The 24,495-nt window shown below is 63.4% G+C and carries 24 protein-coding genes; 18 read left to right on the forward strand and 6 right to left on the reverse strand.

The genetic code is table 11. The annotated features are described in order from the left end of the window. Positions 1-6 precede the first annotated feature (6 nt). From AC0L2L_RS08960 to AC0L2L_RS08985, 6 genes are all read left to right on the forward strand, one after another. Entirely contained in the window at positions 7-1,116 is a 1,110-nt protein-coding gene (locus AC0L2L_RS08960; protein WP_473577633.1) for a mandelate racemase/muconate lactonizing enzyme family protein, read from the forward strand. Continuing rightward, the gene (locus AC0L2L_RS08965; protein ID WP_473577634.1) at positions 1,113-2,297 is read left to right on the forward strand and encodes a mandelate racemase/muconate lactonizing enzyme family protein; all 1,185 of its coding nucleotides are present in this window, start codon (positions 1,113-1,115) and stop codon (positions 2,295-2,297) included. The genes AC0L2L_RS08960 and AC0L2L_RS08965 overlap by 4 nt, the downstream gene beginning before the upstream one ends. A 252-nt stretch (positions 2,298-2,549) precedes the next feature. Next, positions 2,550-4,214 (forward strand): ABC transporter substrate-binding protein, encoded by a 1,665-nt coding sequence (locus AC0L2L_RS08970; protein WP_473577635.1) that lies wholly within the window; start codon positions 2,550-2,552, stop codon positions 4,212-4,214. A gap of 70 nt (positions 4,215-4,284) precedes the next feature. Continuing rightward, positions 4,285-5,238: an ABC transporter permease gene (locus AC0L2L_RS08975; protein WP_156913276.1), complete on the forward strand. Its 954-nt coding sequence runs from the start codon at positions 4,285-4,287 to the stop codon at positions 5,236-5,238. Beyond that, positions 5,235-6,125, forward strand: coding sequence for an ABC transporter permease (locus tag AC0L2L_RS08980; protein ID WP_473577636.1), 891 nt, complete (start codon positions 5,235-5,237; stop codon positions 6,123-6,125). The genes AC0L2L_RS08975 and AC0L2L_RS08980 overlap by 4 nt, the downstream gene beginning before the upstream one ends. Continuing rightward, positions 6,118-8,151, forward strand: a complete 2,034-nt coding sequence (locus tag AC0L2L_RS08985; RefSeq protein ID WP_473577638.1) for a dipeptide ABC transporter ATP-binding protein — start codon at positions 6,118-6,120, stop codon at positions 8,149-8,151. The genes AC0L2L_RS08980 and AC0L2L_RS08985 overlap by 8 nt, the downstream gene beginning before the upstream one ends. Before the next feature lie 6 nt (positions 8,152-8,157). Here AC0L2L_RS08985 and AC0L2L_RS08990 read toward each other — a convergent pair whose 3' ends face one another. Continuing rightward, positions 8,158-9,069 carry a LysR family transcriptional regulator gene (locus AC0L2L_RS08990; RefSeq protein WP_473577640.1) on the reverse strand — a complete coding sequence of 304 codons (912 nt, stop codon included), beginning with the start codon at positions 9,067-9,069 and terminating at the stop codon, positions 8,158-8,160. A gap of 127 nt (positions 9,070-9,196) precedes the next feature. Between AC0L2L_RS08990 and AC0L2L_RS08995 the strand changes: the two genes are divergently transcribed. The 3 genes from AC0L2L_RS08995 (at position 9,197) to AC0L2L_RS09005 (ending at position 12,715) form a co-directional block, all read left to right on the forward strand. Beyond that, complete coding sequence (locus AC0L2L_RS08995; protein WP_473577644.1) at positions 9,197-10,855, forward strand: ABC transporter substrate-binding protein; 1,659 nt, start codon at positions 9,197-9,199, stop codon at positions 10,853-10,855. 164 nt (positions 10,856-11,019) lie between these two features. Then, a complete protein-coding gene (locus tag AC0L2L_RS09000) occupies positions 11,020-11,859 on the forward strand; it encodes a DUF427 domain-containing protein (RefSeq protein WP_051333834.1) in 840 nt (279 codons plus the stop codon). A 91-nt stretch (positions 11,860-11,950) separates the two neighbouring features. Continuing rightward, the gene (locus AC0L2L_RS09005) at positions 11,951-12,715 is read left to right on the forward strand and encodes an SDR family oxidoreductase (protein WP_473577646.1); all 765 of its coding nucleotides are present in this window, start codon (positions 11,951-11,953) and stop codon (positions 12,713-12,715) included. Between the two features lie 83 nt (positions 12,716-12,798). Here AC0L2L_RS09005 and AC0L2L_RS09010 read toward each other — a convergent pair whose 3' ends face one another. Further along, a complete protein-coding gene (locus tag AC0L2L_RS09010) occupies positions 12,799-14,157 on the reverse strand; it encodes an NAD(P)-binding domain-containing protein (protein ID WP_473577648.1) in 1,359 nt (452 codons plus the stop codon). Between the two features lie 261 nt (positions 14,158-14,418). On the opposite strand from AC0L2L_RS09010, the gene AC0L2L_RS09015 reads away from it, so the two are divergent. Then, positions 14,419-15,141 carry a helix-turn-helix domain-containing protein gene (locus AC0L2L_RS09015; RefSeq protein WP_473577650.1) on the forward strand — a complete coding sequence of 241 codons (723 nt, stop codon included), beginning with the start codon at positions 14,419-14,421 and terminating at the stop codon, positions 15,139-15,141. A 139-nt stretch (positions 15,142-15,280) separates the two neighbouring features. On the opposite strand, the gene AC0L2L_RS09020 is transcribed toward AC0L2L_RS09015, so the two are convergent. The 4 genes from AC0L2L_RS09020 to AC0L2L_RS09035 all read right to left on the reverse strand — a co-directional run bounded on the left by AC0L2L_RS09020 (position 15,281) and on the right by AC0L2L_RS09035 (position 19,169). Continuing rightward, the gene (locus AC0L2L_RS09020) at positions 15,281-16,321 is read right to left on the reverse strand and encodes a heme-dependent oxidative N-demethylase family protein (protein ID WP_140785345.1); all 1,041 of its coding nucleotides are present in this window, start codon (positions 16,319-16,321) and stop codon (positions 15,281-15,283) included. A gap of 9 nt (positions 16,322-16,330) precedes the next feature. After that, positions 16,331-17,296: a PDR/VanB family oxidoreductase gene (locus AC0L2L_RS09025; protein ID WP_473577652.1), complete on the reverse strand. Its 966-nt coding sequence runs from the start codon at positions 17,294-17,296 to the stop codon at positions 16,331-16,333. Next, complete coding sequence (locus AC0L2L_RS09030) at positions 17,293-17,889, reverse strand: dimethylamine monooxygenase subunit DmmA family protein (RefSeq protein ID WP_473577653.1); 597 nt, start codon at positions 17,887-17,889, stop codon at positions 17,293-17,295. Before AC0L2L_RS09030 ends, AC0L2L_RS09025 begins: the two co-directional genes overlap by 4 nt. A 146-nt stretch (positions 17,890-18,035) precedes the next feature. Then, positions 18,036-19,169 carry an aminomethyl transferase family protein gene (locus tag AC0L2L_RS09035; RefSeq protein WP_473577655.1) on the reverse strand — a complete coding sequence of 378 codons (1,134 nt, stop codon included), beginning with the start codon at positions 19,167-19,169 and terminating at the stop codon, positions 18,036-18,038. A 296-nt stretch (positions 19,170-19,465) separates the two neighbouring features. Here AC0L2L_RS09035 and AC0L2L_RS09040 point away from each other — a divergent pair, with 296 nt between their 5' ends. The 8 genes from AC0L2L_RS09040 to AC0L2L_RS09075 all read left to right on the forward strand — a co-directional run bounded on the left by AC0L2L_RS09040 (position 19,466) and on the right by AC0L2L_RS09075 (position 24,489). After that, positions 19,466-19,753 carry a hypothetical protein gene (locus AC0L2L_RS09040; RefSeq protein ID WP_027164523.1) on the forward strand — a complete coding sequence of 96 codons (288 nt, stop codon included), beginning with the start codon at positions 19,466-19,468 and terminating at the stop codon, positions 19,751-19,753. A gap of 11 nt (positions 19,754-19,764) precedes the next feature. Beyond that, positions 19,765-20,142, forward strand: coding sequence for a hypothetical protein (locus AC0L2L_RS09045; protein ID WP_027164522.1), 378 nt, complete (start codon positions 19,765-19,767; stop codon positions 20,140-20,142). A gap of 25 nt (positions 20,143-20,167) precedes the next feature. Beyond that, positions 20,168-20,329: a hypothetical protein gene (locus AC0L2L_RS09050; protein ID WP_473577657.1), complete on the forward strand. Its 162-nt coding sequence runs from the start codon at positions 20,168-20,170 to the stop codon at positions 20,327-20,329. A gap of 12 nt (positions 20,330-20,341) precedes the next feature. Then, entirely contained in the window at positions 20,342-21,709 is a 1,368-nt protein-coding gene (locus AC0L2L_RS09055) for an APC family permease (protein WP_473577659.1), read from the forward strand. A 46-nt stretch (positions 21,710-21,755) separates the two neighbouring features. Continuing rightward, positions 21,756-22,445: a hypothetical protein gene (locus AC0L2L_RS09060; protein ID WP_473577660.1), complete on the forward strand. Its 690-nt coding sequence runs from the start codon at positions 21,756-21,758 to the stop codon at positions 22,443-22,445. After that, the gene (locus tag AC0L2L_RS09065; RefSeq protein WP_473577661.1) at positions 22,442-22,771 is read left to right on the forward strand and encodes a hypothetical protein; all 330 of its coding nucleotides are present in this window, start codon (positions 22,442-22,444) and stop codon (positions 22,769-22,771) included. Before AC0L2L_RS09060 ends, AC0L2L_RS09065 begins: the two co-directional genes overlap by 4 nt. 85 nt (positions 22,772-22,856) lie before the next feature. Further along, a complete protein-coding gene (locus AC0L2L_RS09070) occupies positions 22,857-23,753 on the forward strand; it encodes a class II glutamine amidotransferase (protein WP_473577662.1) in 897 nt (298 codons plus the stop codon). A gap of 4 nt (positions 23,754-23,757) precedes the next feature. Next, positions 23,758-24,489 (forward strand): GltB/FmdC/FwdC-like GXGXG domain-containing protein, encoded by a 732-nt coding sequence (locus AC0L2L_RS09075; protein WP_027164516.1) that lies wholly within the window; start codon positions 23,758-23,760, stop codon positions 24,487-24,489. The last annotated feature ends 6 nt before the right edge of the window (positions 24,490-24,495 follow it).

A 24,495-nucleotide genomic window follows, 5' to 3' on the forward strand; every position in this document is an offset into this window, starting at 1 on the left:
CAGCAAGTGAAGATCAAGAGCATAAAGGCCTATCATGTCGTGCAGCCCTTCGCGCATGGGCCCTACCGCATGTCCAAGGGGCGGGTCGCCGACTGCTTCGACGCGGTGATCGTCGCCATCACGTCGGACAGCGGCGTGACCGGCTGGGGCGAGATGGCGCCGCTCGGCAATTTCTACTCGGCCGCGTTTCCGGCGGGAACACGCACGGGCGTGCCCGAAATCGCGCCGCATCTCATCGGCCACGACCCGCGCGGCCTTGCCGGTATCGGCAGGCTGATGGACACGGTGTTCAAGGGCCACCCCTATATCAAAGCGGCGCTCGACATGGCGTGCTGGGATCTCGCCGCCCGCGCGGCAGACGTGCCGCTGGTGACCATGCTCGGCGGCCGCGAAAGCGAGACGGCGGAGCTTTACCGCGTCGTCACCCATGGCACCGTCGATCAGATGGCCGCACTTGCCAAGGGTATCGTGGCCGAAGGCTACCACCGGCTGCAGGTCAAGGTCGGCGGCAATGTGCGAGAAGACATCGAGCGGGTCACGGCGGTCGCCTCGGCCGTGCCGAAAGGCACGGTGATTTTCTGCGACGCCAATGCCGGCTGGACGCCTTATCAGGCGCGCCAGTTCGCCGACGCCACGCGCGGCATCGACTACACGTTCGAGCAGCCCTGCAGCACGATCGAGGAGAACATGTCGGTGCGCCGCATGCTCGACAAGCCGATGGTGCTGGACGAATCCGTCACCTCGCTGGACGAGATGCTGGAAATCCATCGACGCGGCGCGGCCGACGGGCTGACGCTGAAGATCTCGCGGCTCGGCGGCGTGACGCAGACGCGGCTGATCCGCGATGTCGCCGTCGATCTCGGCTTCATGATCACGGTGGAAGACACCGGCGGCGCCGAGATCGATACCGCCGCCATGGCGCATCTGTCGCTGTCGACGCCGGAAGAACGCCGGCTGCATGCCATCGCCTTCCATGAATGGGTCACGGTGCGCACGGCCACCAACAAGCCGCCGGTGACCGGCAGCCGCATGGGCATTCCTGACGGCCCGGGCCTCGGCATCGACGTGGACCCGAGCCTGCTCGGCAAGCCCTTCTTCGAGATCGGCTCAAGATGAAGATCCGGCGCGTCAAGGCAACCCCGATCAACTACAGGCTGGAGGCCCCTTATGTCTGGGTCTTCGGCGAGCTCGACGGCTTCTCGCCGACCATCGTCGAGGTCGAGACCGAGGACGGGCTTGTCGGCATCGGCGAGGCGCCGACGGCGGCTGCCGCGGCCGTCATCAACGACGTGCTGGCGCCAAGGCTCGCCGGCCGCGACGCTTTCGACATCGCCGGCGCGGAGGAAGTTTGCCTGCCCTTCTGGAGCGGCGTGCAATCGATCAACGACCGCACGCGCATCATGGCCTTCGGCGCCATCGAGATGGCGTTGTGGGACCTGCGCGGCAAGGCCTGGAAGCAGCCGCTCTACCAATTGCTCGGCGGCGCGGTGCGCAAGGAGATACCCTTCACCGATTATTTCTCGCTGCGTGGCGATGGAGCGAAGGTCAAGGGCGAGAAGTCGCCGGAAGAAGTCGCTGACTATTGCGTCGAATTGCACGAGCGCCACGGCACAACCTTCTTCGAGGGCAAGTTCTCGACGCAGGATCCGAAGCTGTCGCTGAAGATGGTCGAGCTGATCCGCAAAAAACTGGGCGACGATGCGATGATCCGCATCGATTCCAACCAGGCCTATTCGCTGGCCACTGCCAGGCAGCTGGCGCGGCCGCTGGAAGAGCTTGGCGTGCGCAATTGGGAAGATCCAGTGGCGACGATCGAGGAGATGCGGGAATTGCGCCGCCACAGCTCGATCCCGTTCTCGACCCACAATATCGACATTGCCCGCGCCATTGAGCTGAAAGTTCCGGACGCCTTCGTCGGCAATTCGACGGCGCATGGCGGCATAAACCGCATGCTGCGCTTCGTCGGAGCCTGCGAGCATGCCGGCATCGATTACTGGTGCTACAGCGGCGACACCGGCATCGGCAGCGCCTGCTACCTGCATCTGTGCGCCGCGCTCGGCTGGATCAGGGAACCCAACCAGTCGCTGTTTCGCATGCAGCCGATGGACATCATCGAGGAAGGCCCGTTCGCGCCCAAGAACAACGTCGTGCGGGTGCCGGAGGGGCACGGCCTTGGAGTCACGCTGTCGCAGGACAAGCTCGCCGCCTGCCATCGCGACGTCGTCGAGAATGGACCCTGCAACAAATATCACGACCCGGAAAAGCCCGGGACTTACCGCAGATTGCCGCTGAGCTAGGAGGATACCGAAAAGCAAGCAGGACATATCGAGAAAAAGGGGCGGCCACGGGTTCGTCCCGGTCGCCTGGCCGGCAGACAATGCATCAAGAAAATCTGACTTTTCCGCTTCAACCAGCGGATGGACCGGTCGGAACCGCATGCTACTGTACATCGACAAATACTGACGGGTGCCGGGACAGGAGAACTCCACGGAACTCGTCAACTGGAATGCACTCGCCAACCACAATAACTGGGGAAAGGGCTTAGACCCATGAGCAAGAATTACCGCATCCTCGATCTCATCCGGCGCAGCCGCACGCCGCTCGAAAATCACCTCATCGACGGCCTGATCGACGGCCGCGTCAGCCGCCGCGAATTCATGCGCCACGGCAGTCTCCTCGGCCTGTCGCTGCCGCTGCTCGGCCGTATCGGCATGGCGGCCGGCTTCGGCGCCGCGCCATCGCTCGCTCGTGCCGCCGGTGCGGCGGGCGCCACCATCCGCGTCGGCAGCAGCGTGCCGGCCGCGGCGATCGATCCGGTCACCATCGCGGACGCCGGCGGCCTGCTTGTCATGCAGCAGGTGGCCGAATTCCTCTGCGTCGACGGCCCCGACCTGGTGCTGAAGCCGGCACTGGCTGAAAGCTGGTCGCCGAACACCGACGGCACGGTGTGGACCTTCAAGCTGCGCAAGGGCGTGAAATTCCACTCAGGCGGCGAGATGAAGGCCGATGACGTGGCCGCCAGCATCGACCGGCTCGCCGATCCGGCCAACTCGTCCAACGCGCTGTCGGTGTTCACCGGCATCCTGCAGAAGGGCAACACGAAGAAGGTCGACGACTACACCGTCGAATTCCATCTCGACGCGCCGAACGGCAACTTCCCCTACATGGTGTCGTCCGACAACTACAACGCCGTCATCATCCCGGCGAGCTACAAGGGCGGCTATGAACAGAGCTTCGACGGCACCGGACCGTTCAAGCTCGAAAAATACACGCCCAAGGTCGGCGCCTCCTTCGTGCGCAATGACAACTACTGGGGCGAAAAAGCCCTGCCGGACCGCACCGAATTCACCTTCTTCACCGACATCCAGCCGCAGATCCTGGCGCTGCAGGGCGGCCAGATCGACATCATCAACCAGATGCCGGTGTTGGCGGGCGTCGCCGTCCTCAACGATCCGAATGTCGACATCATCAGCCTGAAGTCGTCCGCGCATCAGCAGTTGCATATGCACTGCGACGAGGGCCCGACGAAGGACGCTCGCGTGCGCCGCGCCATCGCGCTCTGCCTCGACCGCGAGAAACTGGCCGCCGGCCTGATGAAGGGACGCTCGGCGCTCGGCAATGACAGCCCGTTCGCCGCCGTCTACCCCTCGACAGACACCAGCGTGCCGCAGCGCAAGCAGGATATCGCCCAGGCCAAGCAGTTGATGGAAGCGGCCGGCCTCGCGCAGGGCTTCAAGATGACGCTCACCACTGAGCGCTATCTGGAAATCCCGGAATACGCCCAGCTCATCCAGAACTGGGTCAAGGAAATCGGCATCGAGCTCGAACTCAACATCCTCGACCAAGGCGCCTATTACGGCGATGCCGTGTTCGGCAAGTCGAACTGGCTGGATTCGGCGATGGGCATCACCGACTACGGCCACCGCGGCGTTCCCAACGTCTACCTCGCCGCGCCTTTGAAGAGCGACGGCACCTGGAATGCCGCCCACTTCAAGAACAAGGACTACGACCAGATGGCGGCGAGCTATATCGGGGCGCTCGACCTCGAGGCGCAGAAGGCCAGCGCCAGCAAGATCCAGAAGCTGCTGCTCGAGGAAACGCCTGTGATCTTCGGCTATTTCTACGACTACCTGACGGCGACGGCGAAAGGCGTGGCGGGCGTGCAGCCCACCGCCATGTCGCAATTGTTCCTCGAGAAGGCTTCGAAGGCCTGACGCGAGCGAACAAGCATATTTCTGGCAGCCGGCTCTCCACGGAGAGCCGGCTTCAATAGGAGTATTCGCCATCCTCGTCTTCCTCGTCCGGCGCCTGGCTCTGTCGCTCGTCACGCTGTTTTTGCTCAGCGTCATGGTGTTCCTCGGCGGCCAGGTGCTGCCCGGCAATGTAGGGCGGGCCATCCTCGGGCCGTTCGCCGACCAGCGCGCGGTCGATGCGCTCAACCATTCGCTCGGCGTCGACCGGCCGCTACTCGTCCAGTACGGAAGCTGGATCTGGAACTTCCTGCACGGCGACATGGGTACGTCCTACGTCTTCCGCGCGCCGGTGGCGCCCTTCGTTGTCGACGCGCTCGGCAACTCTATGAAACTGGCCCTGATCGCCTTCGTGCTGGTGGTGCCGATCGGCATCCTCGGCGGCGTTGTCGCGGCGCTCAACCTCAACCGCCCGCTCGACCGGATCATCAGCCTTGGCGGCCTGTCGGTGACGGTGCTGCCGGAGTTCGTCACCGGCATCATCCTGATCCTGATCTTCGGGGTCTGGCTGCGCTGGCTGCCGATCGCCGCCGCCTGGCCGAAAGGCGCCGGCTTCTTCACCCAGATCTATTATCTCATCCTGCCTTCGCTGCCGCTGTTCCTGGTGCTGTTCGGCTACATCGCGCGCATGGCGCGGTCCGGCATGATCGAGGCGCTCGATTCCGACTACACGCGCACCGCGGTGCTCAAGGGCCTGCCGTGGCGCACGGTGATCTGGCGCCATGTGCTGCGCAACGCGCTGCTGCCGACCATCACCGTGATCGCCACCCAGACCGGCTATCTCATCGGCGGCCTGGTCGTGATCGAGACGCTGTTCCGCTACCAGGGCATCGGCTCGCTGATCTTCACCGCCGCGCGCGGCAAGGACTTTCCGATGCTGGAGGCCGGCATCCTCACCATCGGCATCGTCTACGCGGTGGCGACTCTGGTCGCCGACTTCCTCTATTCCGTGCTCAATCCGCGCATCCGGCTGGGAGCAGAGCAATGAGCGCAACCGACACGCCCGTCGGCATGCCGGCGCCCTCCGCACCCGACACCGCGGGGCGCAGCCCCTGGGGCGAGGTGCTGCATTCGCTGGCGAGGTCCGGAACCTTCCTGACCGGGCTTTTCATCCTGGCGTTCTGGGTCGTCTGCGCGCTGTTCGGCCAGCACTTCGTCCCCTACGACCCGCTGGCAAGCGACATCATCAACGCGCTTACGCCGCCGGCGGCCGATCACTGGTTCGGCACCGACCAGCTCGGCCGCGACGTGTTCTCGCGCGTTATTGTCGGCTCGCGCGACATCCTGACGGTGGCGCCGCTGGCAACCATCCTGGCGACCATCGCCGGCACCGCGCTCGGCCTCGTCATCGGCTATTTCCGCGGCATCGTCGACGATGTCATCAGCCGCGTGCTGGAAGCCTTCATGGCGATACCGGTGGTGATCATCGCGTTGCTCGCCATCGTCGCGCTCGGCACCTCGAAGGTGACCGTCATCGTCGTGATCGGCTTGAGCTTCGCGCCGATCATCGCCCGCACGGTGCGCTCGGCGGTGCTTGCCGAACGCGAGCTCGACTATGTCGCGGCGGCGAAGCTGCGCCACGAAGGGGCGCTGCATACGATGTTCGTCGAGATCCTGCCCAACGTCATCCCGCCGATCCTGGTCGAGACGACGGTGCGGCTGGGCTATGCCATCTTCGCCGTCGCCACGCTCTCCTTCATGGGCTTCGGCATCCAGCCGCCCTCGCCGGACTGGGGCCTGTCGATCTCCTCCAATTACGGCATGATCGGCGGCGGCTTCTGGTGGACGGTGCTGTTCGATGCTTTGGCCATCGCCTCGCTGGTGATCGGCGTCAACCTGGTGGCCGACGGCGTGCATGGAGCGTTCAATGATTGAGCCCAGGCAAGCCGCCAACGCGCTCGAACTGAAGGACCTTTCGGTCGCCTATCGCGTCGGCCGCCGCAACCGCGCGGTGCTGCGCGACGTCAACCTGACCATCAAGGCCGGCGAAGCCTACGGGCTGGTCGGCGAATCCGGTTGCGGCAAGTCGACCGTGGCGCTTTCGGTGGTGCGCTACCTGCCGCGCAACGGCTCGATCACCGGCGGCTCGATCGCGCTCGACGGCAAGGACGTCATGAAGCTTGACGGCGAGGCGCTGCGTCGTGCCCGCGCCGACAGCGTGTCGATGGTCTATCAGGATCCCGGCAAGGCGCTGAACCCGTCGCTGCGAATCGGCCGCCAGCTGACCGAGATTTTCGAGCTCGCCGGCATCACCGGACAGGCGGCCACCGACAAGGCGACCGCGATGCTGAACAGGGTGCGCATCTCCGATCCGGTCAGCGTCATGCAGCGCTATCCGCACCAGCTTTCCGGCGGCATGCAGCAGCGCGTGGCGATCGCCATGGCTTTGGCCAACGACCCTTCGATGCTGATACTCGACGAGCCGACCACCGGCCTCGACGCTACGGTCGAAGCCGAGGTGCTGGACCTGATCGGGCAATTGCGGCGCGAGCTGTCGGCCTCGATCCTGTTCATCAGCCACAACCTCGCCGTCGTCTCCAACATGTGCGACCGCGTCGGCGTGCTCTATGCCGGCATGCTGGTCGAGGAAGGCTCGACGAAGGATGTCTTCAACGACCCGCGCCATCCCTACACGGTGGCGCTGCTGCGCTGCCTGCCACGTGGCGGCCAGCGCAAGGACCAGGGCCGGCTCGACACCATCCCCGGTTTCCTGCCCGGCATCGGCGCCAACATCATCGGCTGCGCCTTCGCCGACCGCTGCGCGCTGGCGACCGAGCGCTGCCGCGCGGAACCGCCACCGCTCTATGAGCTCGGCGATGGCCGCCTGTCGCGCTGCCACTATCACGACAAGGCGCAGTCGCTGCCGCGCGCCACGCCCGCCAACGCTCCCGCCGCCGCACCCAAGCATGCGCCGCCGGTGCTGCGGGTCGAGGGGCTGAACAAGACCTACGCCAGTCACGGTCATCCGCTCAGGGCGGTCAAGGACGTTTCGGTCAGCCTGACACCGGGCGAGACGCTTGGCCTGGTCGGCGAATCCGGCAGCGGCAAGACAACCTTCGCCAGGCTCCTGCTTGGCCTTGTGCCGCCCGATGACGGTGGCTCGATCGAGCTCGAAGGCAAGAAGCTCGCGCCACGGCTTGCCAGCCGTTCGGAAGACCAGGTCAAGGCGGTGCAGATCGTCTTCCAGAATCCCGATTCGGCGCTCAACCGCTCGCATTCGATCCGACACATCCTCGGCCGGGCTTTGAAGCGGCTGGGCGGGCTCACCGGCAAGACGCTGGACACGCGCCTGGAAGAGCTTGTCCGCTCGGTGCGGCTCACCGACCGGCATCTGGCGGTCAAGCCGCGGCAGCTCTCGGGCGGGCTGAAGCAACGCGTGGCGATCGCGCGCGCCTTCGCGGGCGATCCGCGCATCGTGGTGTGCGACGAGCCGACCTCGGCGCTCGACGTGTCGGTGCAGGCGGCGATCCTCAACCTTCTGGCCGACCTGCAGTCGAAGCAGGATGTCAGCTACGTCTTCATCTCGCACGACCTCGGCGTAGTGCGCTATCTCTCCGACAAGATCGCCGTGCTCTATCTCGGCCGCATCATGGAGTTCGGACCGTCGGAAGCGGTCTTCTCCGGCCCGCACCATCCCTACACCGAAGCGCTGTTGTCGGCCGTACCCAAGCTCGACCGGACCGAGACCGGACGCATCCGCCTCGACGGCGAAATCCCGAGCGCCGCCAACCCGCCGACGGGCTGCGTCTTCCACACGCGCTGCCCACGCAAGATCGGCGCCATCTGCGAGATGCAGGAGCCGGAACTCACCGAGGCCCAGCCCGGCCACACAATCCGCTGCCATATCCCTTATGCCGAACTGGCACGGCTGCAGAGGCAGAAGGCCGCGGAGCCGGCGTGACCGCGATCAAGGCGCGTGGAGCGCATCCGCCATGCCGAGGGCGCGGTCGCCCTCGGCAAAGCCGCTGGCATCCGACCAGTCCCTGACCAGCATGCGCAGGCCTTTTAGTGCAATGTCGAGAGCGTCGGACGACGCCGGGTTGGCGGGGTAGGCAAGGTAGATCGGGCGCTGGAACACGGGCGTGCCCTCGACGCGCTTCAGCTCGCCGCGCTCGATATGCGCGCTCACCGCGCTGAGCGGCAGGTAAGCGGCCGCCTTCTGCGACAGGACGTGCTGTAGCCCGATGAACACCAGCCCGGCCGAGATGGCGGGCTTCACGACACCGGCAAAGGCACGATCGTGCTCGATGCGGAACTCCAGCCCCCAATCCATCAGGATGTAGTTGTCGGTCCACGATCCGGGCTGCCCCGTGTGTTGGACGAGCACCACCTGATCGACCGCCAGCGTCTCATAGACGATGCCCGGATGCGGCTTCGGCAGATAGAGGATGCAGATGTCGAGCAGGCCCTCGGCTATCTGGTCGACCGCCAGGTCCGGGAAACTGCCTTCCAGCCGCAGCGCCACATTCGGCCGCCTCTCCCGCATCCAGGCGATCCAGGGCGAGGTTATGCTGTCCCAAAGATAGGCGGGCGCGGTCAGCCTGAGCAGCGTCTCATAGCCATCGGGAACCGCGATGTCCTGCCGCGATTGCTCCCAGGTACGGGTGATCGTCGAGGCATGCGGCAGGAACTGCCGGCCGGCCGGCGTCAGCGTGACGCCGTCGCTGTCGCGGACGAACAGCTTGCGGCCCAACTGCTCTTCGAGGCCGCGAATGCGCGCGCTAACGGTGGACTGTGCGAGATTCAGCCGATTGGCCGCGACGGTGAAGCTGCCATGCGTCGCGACCTCCAGGAAACTGCGCAGATTCTCGGTGTCCATTGTTTGCAGCCTTTCGGTGGACCGCCATCGAAAATTTCGATGGCTGCAATCAAAAAATATCGCTTTCCGCCTGTGGTCAACAGTGACCTAAATGGCGGCATATCCGCAAGAAGCGAGGAATGCAGCCATGCCGAAGCATTTCAGGACCATCGACGCCGCCCGCAAGTCTCTCAGCGCAATCGAAAATTCCGCTATCGATGAATTGCTCGGCAGCAGGATCGGCAGGCGGGAGTTCCTTCGCCATGGCAGCGTGCTCGGCCTGTCGTTGCCCTTCCTCGGCGGCATCGCTTCGGCGGTCGGCCTCGGCGCTCCGCAGGCGCGCGCCGAAGGCAAGCCCGGCGGCACGGTGCGTGCCGGCATTGCCGTGCCCGGCGGCGCCATCGACCCGGTCACCTTCTATGACAGCGGCAGCTATCAGCTGGTCTTCCAGACCGCGGAATTTCTCTGCATCACGCAGCCGGACCTCACACTAAAACCGGTGCTGGCGGAGAGCTGGTCGCCCAACGCCGACGGCAGCGTGTGGACTTTCAAGCTGCGCAAGGGCGTGAAATTCCACAACGGCGAGGACTTCAAGGCCGACGATGTCGTGGCGACATTCGATCGTCTTGCCGATCCGAGCGGCACGTCCAACGCGCTCTCGGTGTTCAAGGGCCTGCTATCGAAGGGCGGCACGCGCAAGGTCGACGACCACACCGTCGAATTCCACCTCGATGCGCCGAACGGCAGCTTCCCCTATTCGGTGTCGATCGACAATTACAACGCCGTCATCCTGCCAGCGAGCTACAAGGGCGACTACGAGAAGACTTTCGAAGGCACCGGTCCATTCAGGCTCGAAAGCTATACGCCGAAGGTCGGCGCGAGCTTCGTGCGCAACCCCGACTACTGGGGCGAGAAGGCGCTGCCCGACCGGCTCGAATTCAAGTTCTATGGCGATGTGCAGCCGCGCATCCTGGCGCTGCAGGCGGGCGAGGTGGACGTGCTCGACGCCATCCCGCTCGACGTCAGCCAGGTGGTACTGGGCAACCCCGATATCACGGTGCTACGCGTCGCCTCGACCGCGCATCGCCAGCTCCACATGCGCTGCGACATGGCGCCGTTCACCGACAAGCGCGTGCGCCAGGCGCTGGCGCTCTGCATCGACCGTTCCAAGCTGGTCGACGGTCTCTGCCACGGCATGGCGGCCACCGGCAATGACAGCCCGTTCGCACCGGCCTTCCCGGCCACCGACAAGTCGGTGGCGCAGCGCACGCAGGACATCGCCAAGGCCAAGCAGTTGATGGAGGCAGCGGGCCTAGCCAACGGCTTCGACATGACGCTGACGACGCTGCGCTATTCCGACATTCCGGGTTATGCGCAGCTGTTCCAGAACTTCGCCAAGGAGATCGACGCCCGCATCTCGCTCAACATCGAGGACCAGGACAAATATTACGGCAAGGCGGTGTTCGGCCAGTCGGACTGGCTGGACAGCCCGCTCGGCATCACCGACTACGCGCATCGCAGCGTACCGAACGTGTTCCTGAAAAGTCCGCTGGTCAGCGACGGTCCGTGGAATGCGGCGCATTTCAAGAACGCGACCTATGACGGGCTGGTCACCGGCTATCTCAAGGCGCTCGACCTCGACGCGCAGCGCAAGGCCGCTTCCGACATCCAGAAGCTGCTGCTCGACGAGACACCGGTGATCTTCAGCTATTTCCCGGACCTTCTGGTGCCGGTGCGCAAGAACGTGACGGGCCTGCCGCCGATCGCCGCCGGCCTGCTGCTCGATCGCGTATCGGTGGCCTCATGACCATGGTTGCGCGAAAGAACCCGAGCCGGACGATTTCAGGTCGGGCCGACCTGAAATCGTCCGGCTCTAAAATCAAAGAGATAGAACATGATGTCGTCCGAAAACCGCTTCACACTTTTCGGCATCATGCTCTAGCCGCAAACGCCGAGAAGAGGACGACGACCATGCGCAAGCCCCATCTGCGTGGCCGCGGGCCGCATTTCCCGGTGCTCGACAATATCGTGCAGTATGAGTTCGAACCGGGCTACGTCGCCTTCACCATGCCCTCGCCCAAGCGGCTGCGCGTGCAGGTGGGGTCGATGATCGTCGCCGACACCACCAAGGCGCTGGTGTTCCAGGAGAGCGATCATCTGCCGGTCTATTACTTCCCGATGAGCGACGTACGCGAGGAGTTCCTGCTGCCAAGCAGGACGGTGACGGAAGACCCGTTCAAGGGCGTCGCGACGCATTATTCGCTCAACACCGGCATCACGCTGGTCGAGGACGGCGCCTGGCGCTACCTCGATCCCGTCAAGGGCTGTCCGCCGATCGCGGACTACATCTCCTTCTATTGGCCGAAGATGACCCACTGGTACGAAGAGGACGAGGAGATCTTCGTCCACGCCCGCGACCCGTTCCGCCGCGTCGACTGCCTGCCTTCGTCGCGGCGGGTCCAGGTGATCCTCGACGGCGAGCAGGTGGCCGATTCACGGCGCGGCGTGTTCCTGTTCGAGACGGGACATCCGGTGCGCCACTACCTGCCGATCTCGGACACGCGGCTCGATATGTTTTCGCCCAGCCGCTACATCTCGCGCTGCCCCTACAAGGGCATCTCCAACTACTATCATGTGACGACGCCCAAGAAGCGGCACGAGAACCTCGTCTGGTACTATCCCGAGCCGGTGCATGAGGCCGAGCGCATCAAGGGGCTGGTCTGCTTCCATCACGAGCTGGTCGACAAGATCCTGGTCGACGGGGTGGAAATCCCGAAGGAAGCGACGGCGGCGTCGGACGGCTATTTCTGAGCCTGCACGACGCCGAACCCACCGGCATCGGCACGACTTGATCGAGGCGCGGTTCAGCGCATACCCTGCCTGGAACAAGGGAGGGCGAGCGATGGATCTTTTCAGCCTGGATGGCGACGTCGCGCTGGTCACCGGCGCCGGCAGCGGTATCGGTCGGGCAATCGCGATCGGCCTGGCTGAAGCTGGCGCCGACGTCGCTTGCTTCGGCCATGCGTCCAAGGGCGGGCTTGAGGAAACCGCTCAAAGGATCACGGACCTTGGCAGGAAAGCGTTGGTAGTGATTGGCACCGTCACTTCCGAAAGCGATCTCGCAACGGCGATCGATCGTGTCGAAGCCGAACTCGGCGCACTGACTGTCGCCGTCAACAATGCCGGCATCGCCGGCTCGGAAGCGGCCGAGACCATGTCGCTGGAGAAATGGCGCAAGGTGCACGACGTCAATGTCGCGGGCGTATTCTTGTCCTGTCAGGCAGAAGCCCGCGCCATGCTTCCCCGACGCATGGGGTCCATAATCAACATTGCTTCCATGTCGGGCAGCATCGTCAACCGGGGACTGACGCAGGCGCATTACAACTCCTCCAAGGCCGCTGTCATACACATGTCGAAGAGCCTCGCCATGGAATGGGCGGACCGCGGCCTGCGCGTCAATGTCGTCAGCCCGGGCTACACGCTGACGCCGATGAACAAGCGGCCCGAGGTGGCGGAGGAAGTAAAAATCTTCAAACGCGACACGCCGATGGGTCGCATGGCGGCACCGGAGGAAATGGTCGGACCGACCGTGTTCCTGGCCAGCCGTGCGTCAAGCTTCGTTACCGGCCTCGACCTGATCGTCGACGGCGGCTACGTCTGCTGGTAGAACGAAACGTCGCTGATGGGCGTCCGGTGGGACGCCCGATCGGTTGACCGTTTCACGACATACGCGACGTGTGAGCCGAGCCGCTACTCGGCCGCCACGCCTTTCACCTCGAGATAGCTCTCCATCGAATCGTCCAACGCCTGCAGCCAGGGCGTATGGTGGACCGGCGCCATGGTGCCGGTCATCAGCGAGCGATAGGCGTTGTCGCGGAAGGTCATGATGTTTTCCATCTTGTGGTGCTCCCACTCCATGAAGGTGTGGTTGACCGCCTCGACGTCGAAGCCCGGATAGTCGGTCTGGTCCATCAGCTCCTTGGTGTAGTCGCCCTGGAACCAGATCATCTGCTCGGCGTCCTCCAGCGTTTCCTCGCGCGCCCGCCACTTGGCGCCATGCTCGGCCATCGCCTCGGCGGAAGGCAGCTTGATGCGGCCCATGATGACGTCGCGCGCGTACCAGGCCTGCGCGTCGAACATGTTGAAGGTGTAGAACTGGTCCTGCATGCCGATATAGGACAGCTTCGGATTCTTCTCCCAGACGACGCCTTCATAGAGATCGAGCGGCCACATGCGGTTGGCGGTCTTGAGCTTGAGGTCGTCGGTCAGGAAGGGGAAGGAATGCAGATAGCCGGTGCAAAGGATGATGGCGTCGACGTCCTTGGTGGTGCCGTCCTTGAAATGCGCCGTCTTGCCGGCGACCTTCTGCAGGAGCGGCACTTCCTTCCAGTTCTCCGGCCATTTGAAGCCCATCGGCTTGGAGCGGTAGCTGGAGGTGATCGATTTCGCACCGTATTTGTAGCATTGCGAACCGATGTCCTCGGCCGAATAGGAACGGCCGATGATCAATATGTCCTTGCCCTTGAACTCCATGGCGTCGCGGAAATCATGGCTGTGCAGGATGCGGCCGTTGAAGGTGGCAAAGCCTTCGAAGAACGGCACGTTGGGCACCGAGAAATGCCCCGACGCGACCACGACATTGTCGAACTCTTCCGAGTAGGTCACGTCGTTGGTGCGGTCATGCGCGGTGACGGTGAATTTCTTCGTCTCGTCGGAAAAGGTCACCATGCGCACCGGGCTGTTGAAGCGCACCCATTCGCGCAAGCCCGATTTCTCGACGCGGCCCTTGATGTAATCCCACAGCACGGCGCGCGGCGGATAGGAGGCGATCGGCCGGCCGAAATGCTCCTCGAACGTGTAGTCGGCGAATTCTAGACATTCCTTCGGGCCGTTCGACCAAAGATAGCGGTACATCGAGCCGTGCACCGGATCGCCATGCTCGTCGAGGCCGGTGCGCCAGGTGTAGTTCCACAGGCCGCCCCAGTCGCTCTGCTTTTCGAAGCAGACGATTTCCGGGATCTCGGCGCCCTTGTCGGCGGCCGACTTGAAGGCCCTGAGCTGCGCCAGGCCAGACGGTCCGGCTCCGATGACGGCGACACGGGATTTCATGGTGGACCTCCTCTTTTTTTGATTTCCCCAGCGAAACAAATTTCACTGACAGTGACAGTAATTAGGTCCTCGGTGCTGTCAACAAACATCTGAGGCAACGGCGTTTGCGCGAAATGGTTTTTGTGCGCAAAGGCGGTGGCGGTTGCGTTCAGGCCGGCGAGCCCTGCGACATCCGATGGCTTGCGATGGCGGTTGCGCTCCTGTATCGCGACCGAATAAGTTCACCTTGAGTGAAATAAATCCGCGTGAATCGGGGGCGACATGGCGAACAAGACTTCTGGTACCAGGCCCACCGATGCGGCGATCAAGAGCAAGGCGCCGTCGAAGCCTGTGTCGGCGGACGGGCGCACGATCCGCACGCCGCTGATGCAAGACCCGCATGCCATCCGCGACACGCGCGAAAAAGTTCTGGAAGTGGCGATCGGGCATGAGGTGCGGGCGTTCCGCAAGAAGCTCGGCATCACGGTTGCCGATCTCGCCGCCGCCACGGACATTTCGCTGGGCATGCTGTCGAAGATCGAGAACGGCATCACCTCTCCATCGCTGACGACGCTGCAGGCGCTGTCGCGGGCGCTTGGGGTTCCGGTGACCGCCTTCTTCCGGCGTTTCGAGGAAGAGCATAGCGCCGTCTTCGTCAAGGCCGGCGAAGGCGTCGATGTCGAACGGCGCGGCACGCGCGCCGGGCATCAATACAATCTGCTCGGCCATATCGGCGCCAACACCAGCGGCGTCGTCGTCGAGCCCTATCTCATCACGCTGACCGAGAATTCCGACGTGTTCCCGACCTTCCAGCATGCGGGCATGGAGTTCCTCTACATGCTCGAAGGCGAGGTCGTTTATCGCCACGGCAACAATCTCTATCCGATGAAGCCGGGCGACAGCCTGTTCTTCGACGCCGATGCGCCGCATGGGCCGGAAGAGCTGACAAAGCTGCCGATGCGCTATTTGTCGATTATCTGCTATCCGCAAAACAGCGCGGGTTGAGGTGTACTGACATTCAGGTGAGGCCGGCCTGCAAATGCCGGCTTCCTGCGCTTCCGGTGCTCACGTACTTAAGTACGCTCCGCTCCGGTTCTCGGAAGCCACCATTTTCGACTCGGCCTGACCTGAATTTCAATACACCTCAGTCCGGCCCGAAACCGGGTGAAGTCGGGCTGCCGTCATCCAGCTTGGACAGCCACTCGACCAGCGTCGGGCGATAGCGGGTCAAGCCTTTGTAGGTGGCAAGCTCTTCCGGCAGGTCGCGGATGACGCGGTGCAGGCGGCGCGCCCATTTCGGCTGCGTGACCAGTTCGTCCATCTTGATCAGGTAGCAGCGGATCGGGAAGACGATGCCGTTGGAGCGCGGCAGCCGCCAGAAGCTTTGCAATTCGACGCGCAGATGCACCTTGTCGCCGACATTCTCCGGCGTGACTGTGGCGCGGTCGGGACCCCATTTGTGATAATTCTCAGGGCTGGTGTCGAGGCGTGGATTGATGGTCATCGTCCAGTTGAGACGCCTTGCCGGCTTGCCCTGCTGGATGTTGGTGAGGAATTTCAGCGCGCGCGTGAAAATCCCCTTCTCATGCGCCAGCGGCACCGGCGCGTGCCATTCGAAGAAATTCATGCCGATATCGAAATCGAGCGACCAGTCGGCCTGGGTGGTGACCATGCCGGCATCCATCCACAGATTGCCGTCGCGCTGGTCGAGGATGCAGAAATCGCCCTGGCTCTGCCGGGTGATGTATTCCATCGGGCCGTAAGGCAGCGTCGAGGTGTCGCCGAAGGTGAAGGTGTCGTCAATGCCGAGCGGCCGGTTGATCCAGCGCCAGCGGTCGCCGTTGCGCTCAAGCGTGAAATGCTCGGGATAGCCGAGCGCCTGCTGCTCCATCAGAAGCTCGAGCAGGTCCCAGCCGGCCAAGGTCATGTGCGGCAGCGACTGGCAGCGCAGCGGATCCTCGGCCAAGACCAGCGCGCGATCCTGCATCTCGGCGACATAGTGCTCGTCCACGTCGATCAGGTTTTCCAGCACGCTGCCCTTCGGCCCGACGACATGCGGCTCGATGTTGACCGCGTACATGTAGGCGTCTTCGTTGAACGGGAACGGAAAGCGCCTGATGTGCTCCGGGCTGTTCTTGAAGGTGAAGTCGTCGCGAAACGTTTCCTTGCGAAAGGTGATGCCCATGCTCGCCTCCTATCTTTCCAGGACCAGCGACTTGCCCTCGAAGCGCGAGACGCAAGGCATGATCTTACAGCCGGAACGGTGATCTTTCTCGCTCAGCCAGTGATCGTTGTGGATGAACTTGCCGTCATACGAGATCACATTGGTCTCGCACTGACCGCAGACGCCGCCGCGGCACAGATAGGGCGGGTCGACGCCGGCGGCCTCGATGGCTTCGAGCAGGCTCTGCTGTTCGCCGACATGGATCGTCTTGCCGCTGACGGCCAAGGTCACATCGAAGGGCGCGCCCGGCTGGGGCGCCGCGAAATGCTCGAAATGCACGGTTTCGGGCGGCCAGCCGAGTGACGCCGCGCGACCACGCACCCAGTTGATCATGCCGGCCGGGCCGCAGACGTAGAGATGCGTGCCGAGCGGCTGCGAGGACAACAGCCGCTCGAGATCGATGCGCTCCTCGCGGTCGTCGTGGTAGAGCCTGACCCGGTTACCGTAGCGCTCCCGCAGCACATCGGCATAGGTGCCCAGCGAAGCCGTGCGGCAGGTGTAGTGCAATTCGAAATTGCCGCCGGCGCCTGCCAGTTGCGCGGTCTGCGCCATGAACGGCGTGATGCCGATGCCGCCGGCCAGCATCAGGTGTTTTTTTGCCCTGAGATCGAGCGAGAACAGGTTGACCGGATAGCTGATCACCATCTCCAGGCCAGGCTTGACCTGCCGGTGCATGAACAGCGAGCCGCCGCGGCCGACATCGTCGCGACGCACCGATATCGTGTATTCGCGCGTGTCGAGCGGCGAGCCCATCAGCGAATAGGGATTGAGCCTGGTGCGGTCGCCGTCTTGCATCTCGACCACGACATGCGCGCCGCCCGAAAAGGTCGGCAACAGCTCGCCGTCGCGGCGGCGGAAATGGAAGCGGGTGACGAGATCGTTGACGAGAACGACGTCGCTGACGACGACGTCGAGCTTGGTGGTGCCGGTGCTCATGGGAAGGCCTCCTCGATCGGAGGAATCTCGGAGCGATCCTCGGCGTTGATGCACACGCCCTGGAAGGCGGCCAACCGGCGCGAATAGTGATCGCGCACCAGGAGCAGCAGGCCGCAATGCGAACAAGTGGCGGGCTGCGTCGTCACGTTCTCGGTGATGCCCTTGCAGTGCACGCAGTGCATGCGCCGCGCCAGCGAGCCGCGATGGTCGGTCTCGATGGAGGTGTGATCGATGCCGGCTTCGAGCGCTACCTGCATGGCCCGGCCGATCAGGCCCTCGGTGCCGGCAAGATAGACGCGCAGGCCCATATGGGCGTTGGTCAACGTCTGCTTCAGCCGCGGCAGCAGGCTGGCGAAGGACGGCGCGACATGGAGCTGCCTCGGCTTCAGCGCTTCGAGGGCCGCGATGTGCTTGCCCTCGGGGCCTGGAATGAAGACGATTTCCGCGCCATCGAAAAAGCCGGACGGAGCCTTGCCGGCCATGTCCGTTATCGCGAGCGCGCCTTCGGCATCGGCGATGAAGAGATGATGCTTGCCGGGCCGCGGAGACAGGGTCCCGTAGATAGGCCGGCTGATGATCGTCTTGGCTGCCATTCTTCCTTAGATCACCATGGCGTTTCGTTGAAACGCCATGGTGATCTAACTCCTTGTTGGAGCATGATCTTTTCCGAAAACCGGTTCCCACTTTTCGGGATCATGCTCTAGTGCCCTCGAAACTCCTCCCGGTTGTTGATGATGCCTCAACCCTTAGCGGTGCGCTTGGTTTTCTTCGGATCGTCGAACGGCAAGGGCTGCGCCGTCGCCTTGATGGAACCGCTCTTGTTGCGGATATCGAGCTTGGTGTCCTTGACGGCGCAATCGACGTCGAGCCGGGCGATGCCCATCGATTTCTCGACCAGCGGCGAATACATGGCGCAGGTCACCACGCCGACTTGTCTGCCGTCGCGATAGACCGGCGCGCCTTCGTCCGCCGGCTCCTTGCCGTCGAGCAGCACGCCATAGATCTTGAAGCGTTCCTTGCCCTTCAGCCGGTAATGCTCCTCGGCGCCGCGAAAACCGGTCTTGCCCGGGCTGACGGTGAAATCGAGGCCGAGCTCCCACAGCGTATCGCCGGGGCCTTCGTTCTCGAACGGATATTTCTGCGAATTGTCGTAGGGGTAGAAGAGCAGGTAGCTCTCGACGCGCAGCATGTCGAGCGTGGTGAAGCGGCACGGGATGATGCCGGCGCTCTTGCCCTCGTCGAGGATCCGGTCCCAGATCGTGCCGGCATCCTGGCCGCGGCAGAAGATCTCGTAGCCGCGCTCGCCGGTGTAGCCGGTGCGCGAGATCATCACCGGGAAGCCGAAGAGCTGCGTCTGCATGTGATGGAAGTAGTTGAGGTCGCGGATGCCCGGCACGTGCTTGGCCAGATAGTCGACCGCCGTCGGACCCTGCAGCGAAAGGTCGTGCAGATTGTCGTCGAAGCGCAGCGACACGTCACGCCCAACCGAAGCACGCTGCAGCTCCTCGTGGCCGGTGCCGGAGCCGTGCACGACCATCCACGAGTTCGGACCGGTGCGGTAGAGGATGCAGTCGTCGGTAAACTTTCCGGCCTCGTTCAGCATGCAGGCATAGGCCGATTTGCCGGGATAGATTTTTTCCACATCGCGCGTGGTGGCGAGGTCGATGAGATGCGAGGCGTGCGGCCCGGTGATGTGGACCTTCTTCAGGCCGGACACGTCCATCAGGCCGGCCTTGGTGCGGATCGCGATATATTCCTCGTCGGCGTCCTTGTCGTAGGTCCAGGCGGTGCCCATACCGCTCCAGTCCTCGAGTTTCGAGCCGAGCGCGCGATGGCGATCCGCCAGGGTCGAGAATCTCCAGGATGCCGTCATCCGATCGTCCTCCGTGCGATTTAAGTCGCTTTAGGTCGTTGCTGTTCCCTGCTCCTGCTTGGCGGAGGAGCTTGGTCGAATATTGACCGCAAACGGCGAGGCCCCGCAATCCCCTTGAAGCAAATAATTTCATTGTCAGGCAAATTTCTTGACCTGAAACAAACGGTTCACGGTGCGTAAATCCGACTTGACAATTCCGGAGATCGGACGGAATTTATGAAAAAAATTTCACTCTGTTGAAAGAGTGGGACGCCCGGCCGCTTTCGAGGCCGGACGTCGCCAGAAGGGGAAAACCGATGTCCGACCTGCAGCAGCGCATCGAAGCGCTGTACCGTTCCGACGTGCGCGGATCCGTGCTCCTGATCGTCTGCCTGTGGGCGACGATCCTCTTCGTCCTCCTGATGACATGGCCATACATTCCCGACAGCGGGATCAAGATCGTGGTGGCGGTCGCAGCCGCAGCCGTGCTGATCTTCAACACCGCGGCGATCCTGGCCATGATCAACCACTACAAGGAAGACAAGGATTTCATCTACGGGCTCGACATCAAGAACGCCGACGCCGCCCGCAACCGTCAATCCTGAAGGGAGAAACCATGGCCCGCTATATCCCGCCGGAGCAGAGCAAGGCCGGACAGGTCTTCGACATCGCGGTCGTGGTGGTCGCTATTTTCGTGGCGCTTTGGCTGCCGCTGAAGCTCGGCTTCGCCGGGGCGGCGAAGTCAATCGACCCGCTCGACGCCAAGACCTGGGACGCGCTCGGCCAGAACGCGACCATGGCCTCGATCTGGGAGAAGCTCGGCTACACGCCTGAGACCGCGCACGACATCATCCAGAACCGCTTCCATTACATCATCGACTGGCCGACGCTGATCATCATGGCGGTCGTGCTGATCGCTTATTTCGTCTTCCTGTTTCGTGCCTCCGATCGCGAATATCGCGAGGTCATCAACGAGAAGTTTGACGACAAATAGACCTTCGACGACAGGGGAAAAAACCATGTGGGTGGGACTGTCTTACGTTTGCTGGGGCATCTCGGTCGTACTGGCGCTGTGGATGCTCTACGACTGGTTCAAGGTCGACACGACCTATTCCGAGGACGTGCTGACCTCGTCTCGCGAAGGCGAGCTTGAAGCCGTTTCCGAAAAGCACCGGATCTGAGTGGGGACTGACATGACGGCTGCGGTTGATACGGGACAAACGACGACGATCCACGGCGACAGGGTTTCGCTGCTTCGGGTGCTCGGCCCCGCCCATGTCTGGGCGCTCGGCGTCGGCATCGTGCTGGTCGGCGAGTTCACCGGCTGGAATTTCTCGGCCGACAAAGGCGGCGCGCTGGCAGCGCTGATCGTCTGCTGGATCGTCGGGCTGCTCTACACCTCGGTCGCCATGATCGATTCGGAGGTGACGTCCACCGTCGCCGCCGCCGGCGGCCAGTACGCGCAGGCCAAGCATATCGTCGGGCCGCTGATGGCCTTCAACGTCGCGCTGTTCCTGGTGTTTGCCTACACCATGCTCGAAGTCTCGGACGCGATCCTGTTGGGCGACACGATCGTCGCCAAGGCCGGCGTCGAGGGACTGACGCACAATTCCTTCATCGCCGCCACCATCGTCGTGCTCGCCTGGCTCAACATCACCGCGATCGCCTATGTCTCGATCGTGATCCTGTTCTTTTCCGTCAGCCCGTGGACGCAAGGCGCGGTGCTGAAGCTCAACGAGCTGGTGACCCCCGGCAATGCGCTGCCCTATGGCTGGATCGGTGTGATCGCCGCCTTCCAGTTCGGCATCTGGTATTATCTCGGCATCGAGGGCACGACCCAGGCGGCCGAGGAAGTGCGCTCGCCGGCACGCTCCCTGCCCTACGGCACCATGGCCGGCATGATCACGCTGCTGATCGCCGCGGCGATGACCTGGTATGTCTGCGCCTCGCTGATGCCCTGGGAATATCTTGGCATCACCTATTATCCGCTGTGGGACGCCGGCAAATTGACCGGCAGCCCGCTCTTGGAAAACCTGTTGTTCATCGCGACGCTGCTGGCAGCGCTTGCCTCAGCCAATGGCTGCATCAACGATGCGGCGCGCGCCTGGTTCTCGCTCGGCCGCGACCGCTATCTGCCGAGCTGGTTCTCGGCGGTGCACCCGAAGTACCGCACGCCTTATCGCTCGATCCTGTTCCTGCTGCCGATCGCGCTGGCCTTCGCCTTCATCGCGGACCTCAACCAGGCGATTACCTTCTCGATCCTGTCGGGCGTGCTGCAATACACCTTCATGAGCATCAACATCATGATGTTCCGCAGGAAGTGGCCGTTGGGCACGATCCGCCGCGGTTACACGCACCCCTTCCATCCGCTGCCGGCGATCGTCCTGTTCTGCCTGTGCATGGTGACTTTCTTTGCCATCTTCCTCGGCTTCGGCTCGCAGCTGATCGCGATGACCGTCTTCTATTTCCTGATTTCTCTATGGTTCCACTTCTACCGCTACAAGTTCGTGCGGCGCGGCGACCAGTTCTCCATGCCGTGGCCGAAGCCGCAGGGTTATTGAGTAGAGTAACGGCCCGCCTATTCGTGGCGGGCCATGGCGTACCGAAATGTCCGAGCTGACGTCAGTGTTGCTTACCGGGGCGATCGCATTGAGCGTCGTCGCCCATGTCGCTTGGCTCGCGCGCGCCGGCCGCAACAGGGCAAAGGCAGCTTTGGCCGCCGACACGGCGAGCGTTCGCAGCGTCATTCCAGATGCCACCGACATTTCCGACGGCACGGCCGGTGTCGTCACCTGGGCCGGCTCCTGGAACGGTCAGCGCGTTCAGCTGCGCACCATCGTCGACACGCTGGCGACGCGGAAGCTGCCGACGCGCTGGCTCGCCGTTTCGATCACCGAGCCGGTCGCGGTGCCGGGTATTTTCGACATGATGATGCGGCCGAATTCGGCGACGACATTTTCCAACTTCGACCACCTTGCGCACACGCTGCCTAAGGTGCTCGGCTTTCCCGCTGATGCGGTGCTCAAGACCGACCGCAAGGGCGTCGCCTTTCCGCAGGACCTGATCGCCGCGCATACCGACATTTTTGCCGAAGGCCGCGCCAAGGAATTGCTGATCACGCCGAAGGGCGTGCGTATCGTCTGGCTGCTGGCCGAGGCCGAGCGCGCACGCTACGGCGTGTTCCGCCAGGCCGCGTTCGGCGATGCCGGCATCGACGCCGCCTTGATCGAAAGGCTGCTCGCGGTGACGTGCGGGCTCCGCGATGCGATCAACCAGCGCGAACGGCAGGCCGCATGACCGACAGGACCGACATGCCTGCTCCCGCAAATCCGTATCTCGTGCTCGGCGCGGCGATCGTTTTGCCGGCAAGCGGCCATGTCATGCTCGGCATGCCGGTACGCGGGCTGCAGTTCCTGTTCTTCATGGTGATCCTTGGTTGGATAACGACCAAGCTGGCGCCGGCCGACGCCAGCTTCATCGGCCGCCATGCCGGCGCTTTCCTGATCTATGCCTTCTCGATCCTCGACGCCTACAAGATCGCGCGCGTCCGTCATGCGGTCTGGGTTCACAAGGGGCGCCCCGACGGCGATAGTGGCCAACGCGATGCGCCTTCGAATATATAACGACAGGAAAATTTCTTTCATACCATTGAATTCGGCAAACTCATTGGGTACATCATCTGAGAGCCAAAAAACGTTGGAGGCGGGTATGTGCGGAATCGTCGGACTTTTCTTGAAGGACAAGGCGCTGGAGCCGAAGCTCGGCGCGATGCTGTCGGAGATGCTGGTGTCGCTCAGCGACCGCGGACCTGACAGCGCCGGCATCGCCATCTATGGCGCCCCTTCCAAGAATGAAGCCAAGATCACCATTCAGTCGGCCAGGCCGGAGCGCGATTTCGGCGGCCTCGACGCCGAACTCGCCAAGGTGATCGGCGCGCCGGTCAGTCTTGCCGCGAAGTCCACCCATGCCGTGATCCGGACCGCGCCTGACAAGGTCGATGCCGCGCGCGAGGCGCTGCAGACATTGCGGCCGGACGTCCGCATCATGGGCGCGGGCGAGGCTGTGGAAATCTACAAGGAAGTCGGCCTGCCGGAAGCCGTCGTCGATCGCTTCGAGGTGCGCGCGATGACGGGCACGCACGGCATCGGCCACACCCGCATGGCGACGGAATCGGCGGTGACCACGATGGGCGCGCATCCCTTCTCGACCGGTGCCGACCAGTGCCTCGTGCACAATGGCTCGCTGTCCAACCACAACAATGTTCGGCGCGAACTGATCCGCGACGGCATGACCTTCGAGACCGAGAACGACACCGAGGTGGCGGCCGCCTATCTTTCCAACCGGATGGCGCACGGCAAGAATCTCGGCGAGGCGCTGGAAGGCACGCTCTCCGATCTCGACGGCTTCTTCACCTTCGTCGTCGGCACCAAGAACGGCTTCGGCGTGGTTCGCGATCCGATTGCCTGCAAGCCCGCCGTGATGGCCGAGACCGACCAGTATGTCGCCTTCGGCTCGGAATATCGCGCGCTCACCAAGCTGCCCGGCATCGACAACGCGCGGGTCTGGGAACCGGAGCCCGCAACCGTCTATTTCTGGGAGCATTGAGCTGATGCCGGCAACCACAATGTCGAAGGCCGAGCGCGAGCAAGGCCACGCGAGGGTCTTCGACCTCTCCGAACACTCACTGCGCGAATTGAACCAGGCGCTGCACAAGCTCACGCCCGGCTCGAACGAGACGGCCTGGGAAGTGCTTCACCCAAGGGGCAGCCATTCCGTCGCCGTCGGCGTCGACCAGCCGGTCACCATCGATGTGCGCGGCAGCGTCGGCTATTACTGCGCCGGCATGAATGACGGCGCCGCGATTACCGTGCACGGCTCGGCCGGCCCCGGCGTCGGCGAGAACATGATGTCGGGCTCGATCGTCATCAAGGGCGACGCCAGCCAGTATGCCGGCGCCACCGGCCGTGGCGGGCTGCTGGTCATCGAGGGCAACGCCTCGTCGCGCTGCGGCATCTCGATGAAAGGCATCGACATCGTCGTGCACGGCAATATCGGCCACATGTCGGCCTTTATGGCGCAGTCCGGCAATCTCGTGGTGCTGGGCGACGCCGGCGACGCGCTGGGCGATTCCATTTATGAGGCGCGGCTGTTCGTGCGCGGCAAGGTGGAAAGCCTCGGCGCCGACTGCATCGCCAAGGAGATGCGGCCCGAGCATATCGAGTTGCTGCAGGGCCTGCTCGACAAGGCCGGCGTCACCGGCGTCAAGGCATCGGAGTTCAAGCGCTACGGCTCGGCTCGAAAACTCTACAATTTCAATATCGACAACGCCGACGCGTATTGAGGCAAG

It is taken from the genome of Mesorhizobium sp. WSM4832 (genome assembly GCF_055811115.1).

What these genes read in the sequence shown, in the direction of transcription:
- AC0L2L_RS08965 (WP_473577634.1), top strand. Translation starts at nt 1,113, where the DNA reads ATGAAGATCCGGCGCGTCAAGGCAACCCCGATCAACTACAGGCTGGAG.
- AC0L2L_RS08970 (WP_473577635.1), top strand. Translation starts at nt 2,550, where the DNA reads ATGAGCAAGAATTACCGCATCCTCGATCTCATCCGGCGCAGCCGCACG.
- AC0L2L_RS08980 (WP_473577636.1), top strand. Translation starts at nt 5,235, where the DNA reads ATGAGCGCAACCGACACGCCCGTCGGCATGCCGGCGCCCTCCGCACCC.
- AC0L2L_RS08985 (WP_473577638.1), top strand. Translation starts at nt 6,118, where the DNA reads ATGATTGAGCCCAGGCAAGCCGCCAACGCGCTCGAACTGAAGGACCTT.
- AC0L2L_RS08990 (WP_473577640.1), bottom strand. Translation starts at nt 9,069, where the DNA reads ATGGACACCGAGAATCTGCGCAGTTTCCTGGAGGTCGCGACGCATGGC.
- AC0L2L_RS08995 (WP_473577644.1), top strand. Translation starts at nt 9,197, where the DNA reads ATGCCGAAGCATTTCAGGACCATCGACGCCGCCCGCAAGTCTCTCAGC.
- AC0L2L_RS09000 (WP_051333834.1), top strand. Translation starts at nt 11,020, where the DNA reads ATGCGCAAGCCCCATCTGCGTGGCCGCGGGCCGCATTTCCCGGTGCTC.
- AC0L2L_RS09005 (WP_473577646.1), top strand. Translation starts at nt 11,951, where the DNA reads ATGGATCTTTTCAGCCTGGATGGCGACGTCGCGCTGGTCACCGGCGCC.
- AC0L2L_RS09010 (WP_473577648.1), bottom strand. Translation starts at nt 14,157, where the DNA reads ATGAAATCCCGTGTCGCCGTCATCGGAGCCGGACCGTCTGGCCTGGCG.
- AC0L2L_RS09015 (WP_473577650.1), top strand. Translation starts at nt 14,419, where the DNA reads ATGGCGAACAAGACTTCTGGTACCAGGCCCACCGATGCGGCGATCAAG.
- AC0L2L_RS09020 (WP_140785345.1), bottom strand. Translation starts at nt 16,321, where the DNA reads ATGGGCATCACCTTTCGCAAGGAAACGTTTCGCGACGACTTCACCTTC.
- AC0L2L_RS09025 (WP_473577652.1), bottom strand. Translation starts at nt 17,296, where the DNA reads ATGAGCACCGGCACCACCAAGCTCGACGTCGTCGTCAGCGACGTCGTT.
- AC0L2L_RS09030 (WP_473577653.1), bottom strand. Translation starts at nt 17,889, where the DNA reads ATGGCAGCCAAGACGATCATCAGCCGGCCTATCTACGGGACCCTGTCT.
- AC0L2L_RS09035 (WP_473577655.1), bottom strand. Translation starts at nt 19,169, where the DNA reads ATGACGGCATCCTGGAGATTCTCGACCCTGGCGGATCGCCATCGCGCG.
- AC0L2L_RS09040 (WP_027164523.1), top strand. Translation starts at nt 19,466, where the DNA reads ATGTCCGACCTGCAGCAGCGCATCGAAGCGCTGTACCGTTCCGACGTG.
- AC0L2L_RS09045 (WP_027164522.1), top strand. Translation starts at nt 19,765, where the DNA reads ATGGCCCGCTATATCCCGCCGGAGCAGAGCAAGGCCGGACAGGTCTTC.
- AC0L2L_RS09050 (WP_473577657.1), top strand. Translation starts at nt 20,168, where the DNA reads ATGTGGGTGGGACTGTCTTACGTTTGCTGGGGCATCTCGGTCGTACTG.
- AC0L2L_RS09055 (WP_473577659.1), top strand. Translation starts at nt 20,342, where the DNA reads ATGACGGCTGCGGTTGATACGGGACAAACGACGACGATCCACGGCGAC.
- AC0L2L_RS09060 (WP_473577660.1), top strand. Translation starts at nt 21,756, where the DNA reads ATGTCCGAGCTGACGTCAGTGTTGCTTACCGGGGCGATCGCATTGAGC.
- AC0L2L_RS09065 (WP_473577661.1), top strand. Translation starts at nt 22,442, where the DNA reads ATGACCGACAGGACCGACATGCCTGCTCCCGCAAATCCGTATCTCGTG.
- AC0L2L_RS09070 (WP_473577662.1), top strand. Translation starts at nt 22,857, where the DNA reads ATGTGCGGAATCGTCGGACTTTTCTTGAAGGACAAGGCGCTGGAGCCG.
- AC0L2L_RS09075 (WP_027164516.1), top strand. Translation starts at nt 23,758, where the DNA reads ATGCCGGCAACCACAATGTCGAAGGCCGAGCGCGAGCAAGGCCACGCG.